This is a genomic window from Streptomyces torulosus (assembly GCF_001419765.1).
In the GTDB taxonomy this organism is placed as follows: domain Bacteria; phylum Actinomycetota; class Actinomycetes; order Streptomycetales; family Streptomycetaceae; genus Streptomyces; species Streptomyces torulosus.
Genome location: NZ_LIRK01000604.1, coordinates 1 through 8,363, shown reverse-complemented (window position 1 = coordinate 8,363; position 8,363 = coordinate 1). Strand labels below are relative to the sequence as shown.

The 8,363-nt window shown below is 66.5% G+C and carries 6 protein-coding genes and 2 pseudogenes; 7 read left to right on the top strand and 1 reads right to left on the bottom strand.

Annotated elements, in window-relative coordinates; genetic code table 11:
• Positions 1 to 246 precede the first annotated feature (246 nt).
• The 5 genes from AOK23_RS34825 to AOK23_RS34805 all read left to right on the top strand — a co-directional run bounded on the left by AOK23_RS34825 (position 247) and on the right by AOK23_RS34805 (position 5,985).
• Positions 247 to 1,722 carry a glycoside hydrolase gene (locus AOK23_RS34825; protein ID WP_055716531.1) on the top strand — a complete coding sequence of 492 codons (1,476 nt, stop codon included), beginning with the start codon at positions 247 to 249 and terminating at the stop codon, positions 1,720 to 1,722.
• A gap of 188 nt (positions 1,723 to 1,910) precedes the next feature.
• A complete protein-coding gene (locus AOK23_RS34820) occupies positions 1,911 to 2,927 on the top strand; it encodes an SEC-C domain-containing protein (protein WP_055716528.1) in 1,017 nt (338 codons plus the stop codon).
• A 404-nt stretch (positions 2,928 to 3,331) separates the two neighbouring features.
• A complete protein-coding gene (locus AOK23_RS34815; protein WP_055716530.1) occupies positions 3,332 to 3,715 on the top strand; it encodes a very short patch repair endonuclease in 384 nt (127 codons plus the stop codon).
• Positions 3,716 to 3,817: 102 nt separating this feature from the next.
• Entirely contained in the window at positions 3,818 to 4,789 is a 972-nt protein-coding gene (locus AOK23_RS34810) for a DNA cytosine methyltransferase (protein ID WP_055716527.1), read from the top strand.
• 77 nt (positions 4,790 to 4,866) lie between these two features.
• On the top strand, positions 4,867 to 5,985 hold the full coding sequence (locus tag AOK23_RS34805) for a DNA cytosine methyltransferase (protein ID WP_055716526.1): 1,119 nt from the start codon (positions 4,867 to 4,869) through the stop codon (positions 5,983 to 5,985).
• A 105-nt stretch (positions 5,986 to 6,090) separates the two neighbouring features.
• On the opposite strand, the pseudogene AOK23_RS47285 reads toward AOK23_RS34805, so the two are convergent.
• Positions 6,091 to 6,880 (bottom strand): annotated as a pseudogene (locus AOK23_RS47285) (IS5 family transposase).
• Positions 6,881 to 7,189: 309 nt separating this feature from the next.
• Here AOK23_RS47285 and AOK23_RS34795 point away from each other — a divergent pair.
• Positions 7,190 to 8,023, top strand: coding sequence for an IS5 family transposase (locus AOK23_RS34795; protein ID WP_055716525.1), 834 nt, complete (start codon positions 7,190 to 7,192; stop codon positions 8,021 to 8,023).
• 247 nt (positions 8,024 to 8,270) lie between these two features.
• Positions 8,271 to 8,363 (top strand): annotated as a pseudogene (locus AOK23_RS47280) (IS5 family transposase); the annotation flags it as partial.

Genomic DNA, 8,363 nt, shown 5'->3' with positions numbered 1-8,363 from the left:
TGGCAAGGCTTTTATCTGCCCTTCTCACAACCGTTGAAAGAAATCGGAGAAAGCGCTGTCAGACCTCTCGACAACCTCAGGGTTCACCCCTGACTCTTCCGATGGCCCTCCTGCGTCTCTCCACCTCCCCCCGGGGTCTCCCCACCCCGGCACCCGCAACCCGGAGTTGACATGACCGCTTCCTCACCCGCACCGCAGAACCCCAGGAACGCCCACCGCCCCGAACCACGCACCTCCGCCTCCCCGGTGCTGGGCCGCAGAGCCCTGCTGGCCGCGGCCGGCGGCGCGGTCGCGGGCACCGCCCTCGCCACCGGCACCGCCCACGCGGACGCGACCATCGCGATCAACCCGGCGACGAAGTACGGCACCTGGGAGGGCTGGGGCACCTCGCTCGCCTGGTGGGCGAACGTGTTCGGCGCGCGGGACGACTTCGCCGACCTGTGGTTCACGACGAAGACGACGACGTACAACGGCACGGCGCTGCCGGGCCTCGGCATGAACATCGCCCGCTACAACCTGGGCGCGTGCAGCACGAACTCGGTGAACGGCGAGTCGATGGTCGTGTCGCCGAACATCCCCGCGTTCAAGCAGATCGAGGGCTACTGGCAGGACTGGAACAACGAGGACCCGGCGTCCTCGGCGTGGGACTGGACGGCGGACGCCAACCAGCGGGCGGCGCTCACCAAGGCGGTGGCCCGCGGCGCGACGACCGAGCTGTTCGCGAACTCCCCGATGTGGTGGATGTGCAGCAACCACAACCCGTCGGGCGCCTCGGGCGGCGGCAACAACCTCCAGACGTGGAACTACCGCCAGCACGCCTCCCATCTGGCGGCGGTGGCCCTGCGCGCGAAGAACAACTGGGGCGTGAACTTCGCGACGGTCGACCCCTTCAACGAGCCGGCGTCGACATGGTGGACGGCCACCGGCACCCAGGAGGGCTGCCACATGGACCCGTCGGTCCAGGCCGCCGTACTCCCTTACATGCGCAGCGAGTTGGACAAGCGGGGCCTGCAGTCGGTCCGTATCTCCGCATCCGACGAGACGAACTACGACACGGCCCGCTCCACCTGGAACTCCTTCAACGCCACGACGAAGGGCCTGGTCAGCCAGGTGAACGTGCACGGCTACCAGGGCGCGAACGGCCGCCGCGACCTCCTCTACACGGACGTCGTGACGACCGCGGGCAAGAAGCTCTGGAACTCGGAGACGGGCGACAGCGACGGCACGGGCTGGACCCTCGCCCGCAACCTCTGTTACGACTTCCGCTGGCTGCACCCGACGGCCTGGGTCTACTGGCAGGTGATGGACCCGACGGCGGGCTGGGGCATGATCAAGTACGACGCGAACACGCTCCAGCCGGGCGCGATCGAAACGAAGTACTACGTGATGGCGCAGTTCAGCCGCCACATCCGCCCGGGGATGACGATCCTGGACGCGGGCTCCAGCTACACGGCGGCGGCGTACGACGCGGCGGCCCGCCGCCTGGTGATCGTCGCGATCAACACCGCCACGTCCGCCCAGACCCTGACGTTCGACCTCTCCCGCTTCACGACGGTCACGGGCGGCACGAACGGCCTGGTCCCCCGCTGGAACACCCACACCTCGGGCGGCACGGACCGCTACCGCGCCTACTCCGACACCCGCCTCAACGGCAAGTCGGTGGCGGTCCCGTTCGCGGCGGGCGCGGTACAGACGCTGCAGATCGACGGGGTGACGATCTAGGGGAGCGGGGTGGTGCGGGCCGGTGGCGCGAGGCGGAGCAGGGTGGTGCGGGCCGGAGCGGGAGCGGCGAGAGCCGCGCCCGCTCGCACGGCGAAAGTCGCGCCCCGGCCCGCACCCCACCCACAACCGGCCGGAAGCACCGCGCACCACCACCCCGTGGGCCTTCCCTGGGCAGTACGGTGTCGTCCATGCGCCCCGACACGCCTGCCGAGAACGTCGACCACCCCGCCGAAGCGGCCCGCCTGGAGCGGACCGCGGACCTCTACCCGGAGGACGCGGAACACCTCCTCATCCAGGCCGCCGCCCACCGCGAACTCGCCGGCGACCGCCCCACGGCGACCGCCCTCTACGACCGCCTGCTCGCCTCCACCACCCCCCTGGAGAACCCCCACCTCGTACGGGCCCTGAAGGCGTCGAACCTCTGGGAGTACGGCCACGAGGCCGAGGCGAGGGCGATCATCGACGGCATCCGAGCGGCCGCTCCCCGGGACCCGGCGCCCTGGGTGATCGTGGCGGAGGCGCTGGAGGCCCACGACGAGCTGGAGGCGGCCCAGGACACGTTCACGGCGGCCGCGCTGCTCCTGCTGACGGACGTGGCGGAGCCCCCGTACGCGACCCGCCCCCTCCTCTTCGGCCGCCACCGGGTGCGCCGCATGCTGGGCGCCCCGCACGACGACTGGGACGCCCTGGCGGACACCCTCCACTCGTCGTCGGTCTCCCTGGACGAGCTGCACGACCCGAAACGGGTCTGGTCCCTCGGCTCGGACAACCCGGCGGAACTCCAGGCGGAGATCTCCCGCCTGCGCGCGGAGTTGGGCACGTACAGGGAGGCCCTGTCCCGCCCGTTCCCGGTGGCGGTGCTCCACTGGCCGACCACAGAACTCTCGGAACTGGTGACGGCATACCCGGGCCTCTTCGCGGAGTACCCGTCACACGAGGACCACCTGGCGACCATAGAGTCCTCCCTGCGCGAACTGGCCGCGTCGGGCACCCCGAACCTGGGCATCGTGACCGGCACGGTCCCCTCCTACGAGGCCTTCGCAGCCTCGGAGGGCACGACCCCGGACGACGCGACCCTCCTCCCTCAGTACGCGACGACACTCGCGGCCCGGGGGCTGGCGGTGGAGTGGCCGCCGCAGAGGGGGAGCGCGTGCTGGTGCGGGTCGGGGCAGGCGTATGAGGGGTGCCACGGCGCCCCGAACTGATCTGACAAGCTCTCCGGCCCACCACCCAGCCGACCTCCCCTCAGCCCGGCCGGGCCACCCACCCTTTCGGGCCGCCCGCTCGCTTCTCCCCCGTGCCAGAGCGGCCCCCGTCAAGGGTGGCCCGCGGGGCACCATCGCCGCAGGCGACGCGAAGCACACCCTTGATACGGGGCGCGGAGGCATGACACTGCACGAGAAGCGGGCGGCCCCAGGGCAGGAGCTGTGCATATAACAAGCCGTCCGATTCAGAACCCACATCACCACCAGCGGCTTCGCCTCGAACTGCAGAGCACCCGCACTCGCTGCTCGCCATGCGAGAACCGACCGAAACGGTTCGCGGCGAAGGCTGGCACAATTTCCTCGTGGTCAACGCTGTGCCGTCCTCCCCTGCCGTCTCCGCCCGCATGAGCCGGCAGGGCTCCCGTGACACGACCCCCGAGGTGGCGGTTCGAAAACTCTTGCACGCCGCAGGGCTGCGCTACCGAGTCAATGTGCCGGTTCCCGGCATGGCCCGGCGCACGATCGACATCGTCTTCCCCAAGGCCAAGATCGCGATCTTCATGGACGGATGTTTTTGGCACGGCTGCCCCAAACACGCCACGCACCCGAAAGCGAACGCAGAGTGGTGGCGCCGGAAGCTGAACAAGAACATCGCCCGGGATCAGGAGACCACGGAGCACTTGCGAGAGGCTGGCTGGACGGTTCTCCGCTACTGGGAGCACGAAGCACCTAACGTCGTAGCTGAAGATGTCCAGTCTGCAGTCCTACGGCAGAGACTCCAGAAGTAAATCACGCCACGACAGACATCGAGTCTGTACGCCATCGACTTTGCCGTCGATCACACCTATCTTCATGGCATGTGCACTGATCCACTGGGTGGGGAGAGCCCTATGGGGAGACTGACATCGATCGACGTGTGTTCCGGTGCAGGAGGACTTGCTTTGGGCCTGGAACGCGCTGGCTTCGATCCGGTTCTACTCTTGGACCACAAACCGATCGCCTGCGAAACTCTGCGCCGCAACCGACCGTCCTGGAACACCTTCCAGATGGACCTCCTGGACTTTGACCCGAAGAAGCACCAGGAAGCCTACAGGGTCGACCTACTCTCTGCGGGTCTGCCCCGGGTGAAATCGGCTGCGACGACAAAAAGAGTAGAAACGGGCCTTGAGCTTCGCCTATTGAAGGCCACGGTCCATCTGGCTCGCACCATCCAGCCGTTGGTGCTGCTGATCGAAAACGTACCGGAGCTTGTGGCGGCCCCGGAACTCGAGGAGGCCCGTGAGTACATACAGAGCGAACTGGGGCACCTCGGATACGGGTTTCAATGGTTTGTTATCAACGCCGCCGATTTCGGCGTCCCCCAGGATCGCAAACAGGGCGTGCTCGTCGCGTTGAAGGATCGCTTCTGCGATCGATTCCTGGTCCCTGCCCCCACTGTGACTCGGCATGTCACCGTGGGTGAGGCTCTACTCCCGTCGATGTCGGCGCGAGGCTGGAGCGATGCTGAGGAATGGGCGGGGCAGGCCGACCGTGTGGCTCCGACTCTCGTGGGCGGATCCGACAACCGCGGAGGCGCCGATCTTGGGTTGACGGGCACGAAGAGAGCCTGGGCCCAAATCGGCATCAACGGCGCGGCGCTGAGCGACGAGGTGCCGGGGCCAGACGGGACCCAGGAGTCGGACACATCGGGGTCTCCACTGAAGAAGCTGACCGTGGAGCAGTCGGCCGTACTTCAGTCCTTCCCAGACGACTGGATTTTCGCAGGCAAGAAGACGGCCCGATACCGCCAGATCGGACACGCGTCACCGCCTCCGGTCGGTGAAGCCCTGGGGAGAGCGATCGCCGAGGCCCTTCGGCGCTGACCGGCCGTCTGGCCATCCCTACACTCATCCGCAGTACGGACAAGAGCACCACTCACCGCCGGCTACACTTCGATGCCATGACCCCAGTACAGCCTCATTTGCCTCAGCCTGCACTTTTCCGCATCGTGGACTTGTTTGCCGGTCCCGGTGGGCTGGACATCGCAGCGGAGGCACTGGGGGTGTCGAGTATCGGTGTCGAATGGGACGACGGCGCGTATGCCACCCGAACGCAGGCTGGTCTGCTCACCGTTCACGATGACGTCCGCAACTGCAAGCCCACCGACCTGGTTTTCCAGGGCGCCAACGTCTTGGCGGGCGGACCACCGTGCCAGACGTTCACTGTTGCCGGCCATGGTGCGGGACGTCGCGCCCTGGACACCGTTTTGAAGTTCGTCCAGCGTCTTGTGGATCGTGACAAGTGGTCCAATATCGAGGCGGATCTGGCCGACCTGAAGGACGAGCGCACCGGATTGGTGTTGCAACCTCTCCACTGGGCTCTGGAAGCCGTCGACGATCCTGAACTCGATCCCTATCACGCCATCGTGTTGGAGCAAGTTCCTGCAGTGCTCCCGGTGTGGGAAGAGTACGCCAAGGCGCTCAGCGACGAATACGAAACCGACTTCGGCGTCCTCCATACCGAGGAATTTGGTGTACCTCAGACACGTCGACGCGCCGTATTGATCGCACGCCGCCGCAGTGAGAACAACGTCTTGCACAGCCCTGAGCCGCTCAAGCTTCCTTCTCCGACTCACCAGCGCTACCGCGGAGGAACGAAGGTGGAGACCCAAGGCTTCACCTTCGCTGAAGTAGGGCCGGAAAGATGGGTGAGCATGGCGCAGGCATTGCCAGAGCGACCCTCGCCCTTCACAGTGATCTCCAATTACGGCACCGGAGGTGACCCAAAGGCACGTGGCGAGCGACGATCCGACCAGCCTTCGGCGACAGTGACGGGCAAGATCTCCAGGAACCGTGTAGTCGGGCCCGACGGAATCGACCGTTTCTCCTTCTCCGAAGCCGGCCGCCTGCAGACGTTTCCCGCCGCCTATCCATGGAGCGGCAAGGACATCTCGCAGCAGATCGGTAACGCCGTCCCCCCTCGGCTGGGAATGCACATCATCAGCGCGGCACTCGGTCTCGGCAGCCCTTCGAACGAGGCCCTGGACCGGCTGGCCTCGTGGAGCCCATCAGCAGACTGACGGAAACCTGCAAAGTCGATTCCGTCATGCCGACGACAGGATCGAGCAGGACGACGAGAGTCTCGCGCCAACGAGCAGGCTTCGAGGCCGCCCTAAGACGTTGTTTCAGGTGGTGAGTCGGCGGTAGCTGATGAGGGCTGCGGCTATGCCGACGAAGTGCTCGGCCTTGCGCTCAAGCGGCGGTGCAGGCGTCGGTATCCGGCCAGCCAGGAGACCGTTCTCTCAACAACCCAGCGATGTCGGCCGAGCCGCGTGGACGACTCGATGCCCTTGCGGGCGACGCGGTGGCGGATACGACGCCCACGAAGCCATTTCCGCAGGTGATCGTAGTCGTAGCCCTTGTCGGCATGGAGCTTGGCCGGACGCCGACGGCGCGGGCCGCAGCGGGAGCGGATGGGCGGGATTCCGCGCACGAGCGGCTCCAGGCCGAGGCTGTCGTGCATGTTGGCGCCAGAGATACCCAGCGACAGCGGCACGCCATTCCGGTCGGTGATCAGGTGAACTTTCGACCCCTGCTTGCCACGGTCGGTCGGATTCGGTCCCGTCAGTGGCCCCCTTTTGCAGCCCGGACGCTGACGGAGTCGATCGCACACCGCGACCAGTCCAGCTCACCCCGAGCGCCGAGCTCGTCAAGGATGAGCCGGTGCAGCCCGGCCCACACCCGGTCCCGGCTCCACTGGGCGAAGCGCCGGTAGACCGTGGGCCAGGCCGGCCCGAACACCGGCGGCAACTGCCGCCAGGTGCAGCCCGAGGTGGCCACGAAGATAATCGCCGCCAGGCACTCGCGGTCACCGGCCCTCCGTTTGCCGCCGCCCTGCGGGCGTATGACCTCTGTAAGCTGGACCACCCGACGAAACAGCGTCCACAACTCGTCCGGTACCAACCGCTCCACCAGATCCGTCATGCACGGCTCAACGAGCGAACACGCCATCAGAAACGGCGTCTAAGTGAGCGTTTGGTTCTCCTATCGGATGTTTCATGGCGAGTTTCAGCGGCCAGACGCGAGCATGGAAGCAAGCGATACGCCGGAAAAACGGCTTCTGCGGTAATCGGCAGACCAGTTATGCGCCGGATTCCTTGTAAAAGCTCCTGTCTCATTTAGGTACCTACCGGTTCACGCGAGATTGAGAACACACGCCCCGGTGCACCCAACACTCCGGCAGACGCCCTGCTCAGGCCGACCGCCACCGCATACCCAGGCATCATGCAGCCCTCACGGCCCTACCCCAGCGACCTGTCCGACGCCCGCTGGGAACTCATCCGCCCCACCCTCGAAGCCTGGCGCCAGGCCCGCAACGGCATCCGCAAACCCACCCACGACCTGCGCGCCCTGATGAACGCCATCCTCTACGTCGACCGCACCGGCATCCCCTGGCGCTACCTGCCCCACGACTTCCCGCCCCACCAGACCGTCTACGGCTACTTCGCCCACTGGGAAGCCGACGGCATCTTCGACCAGCTCACCGGCCTCTTACGCGGCAAAGTCCGCCAGGCCGAAGGCCGCACCAGCGAGCCCAGCGCCTGCCTGATCGACAGCCAGAGCATCAAAACCTCCGCAACAGTCCACCTGACCAGCCAAGGCATCGACCCCGCCAAGAAAATCATCGGACGCAAGCGGCACATCGTCACCGACACGCTCGGCCTCCTGCTGGCCGTCGCCGTCACCGCGGCCAGCGTCCACGACTCCGCCGCCGGCACCCAACTCCTCACCAAAGTCCGCAAGCGCCACCCCACCATCACCAAAGCCTGGGCCGACAACGGCTACAAGACCAAAGCCGTCGAACACGCCGCCCACCTCGGCATCGACCTCGAAATCGTCCAACGCGACCCCACCACCCGCGGCTTCCACGTCCAGCCACGCCGCTGGGTCATCGAACGCACCCTCGGCTGGCTCATGCACCACCGCCGCCTGGCCCGCGACTACGAAACCCACCCCCACCGCTCAGCCGCCATGATCCAACTCGCCGCCATCAACCTCATGACCCGCCGCCTCACCCACGAAACAACCACCAACTGGCGTGACAGCCAAGCCAAATGAAACGGGCAACCGAGAACCAAACGCTCACTAAAAGAGCGTTTTGTCCCGGCAAGGTTGTTTGGTGGCGCTTCGAGGGGTGGGTGGGGCTGTGGCTGCTGAGGCGAGAGTGGTCGATGCGGTCTGCGCGACAGGAGACTCCATATCTCTGCCCGTTTGAGTCGGGTCGCTCCTGTCTGATCCCAAAGCGCCCCCGGTTGACGCTGTTTGCGCCCTGGGGATGCATCGTGCCCGACGGTACTACCGAAACATGACGCGACAGCGCCCGTATCCCAGCGACCTGTCCGATGCCCGCTGGGAGCTGATCGGCCCCACGCTCACTGCCTGGCGGGCCGAGCGCAGA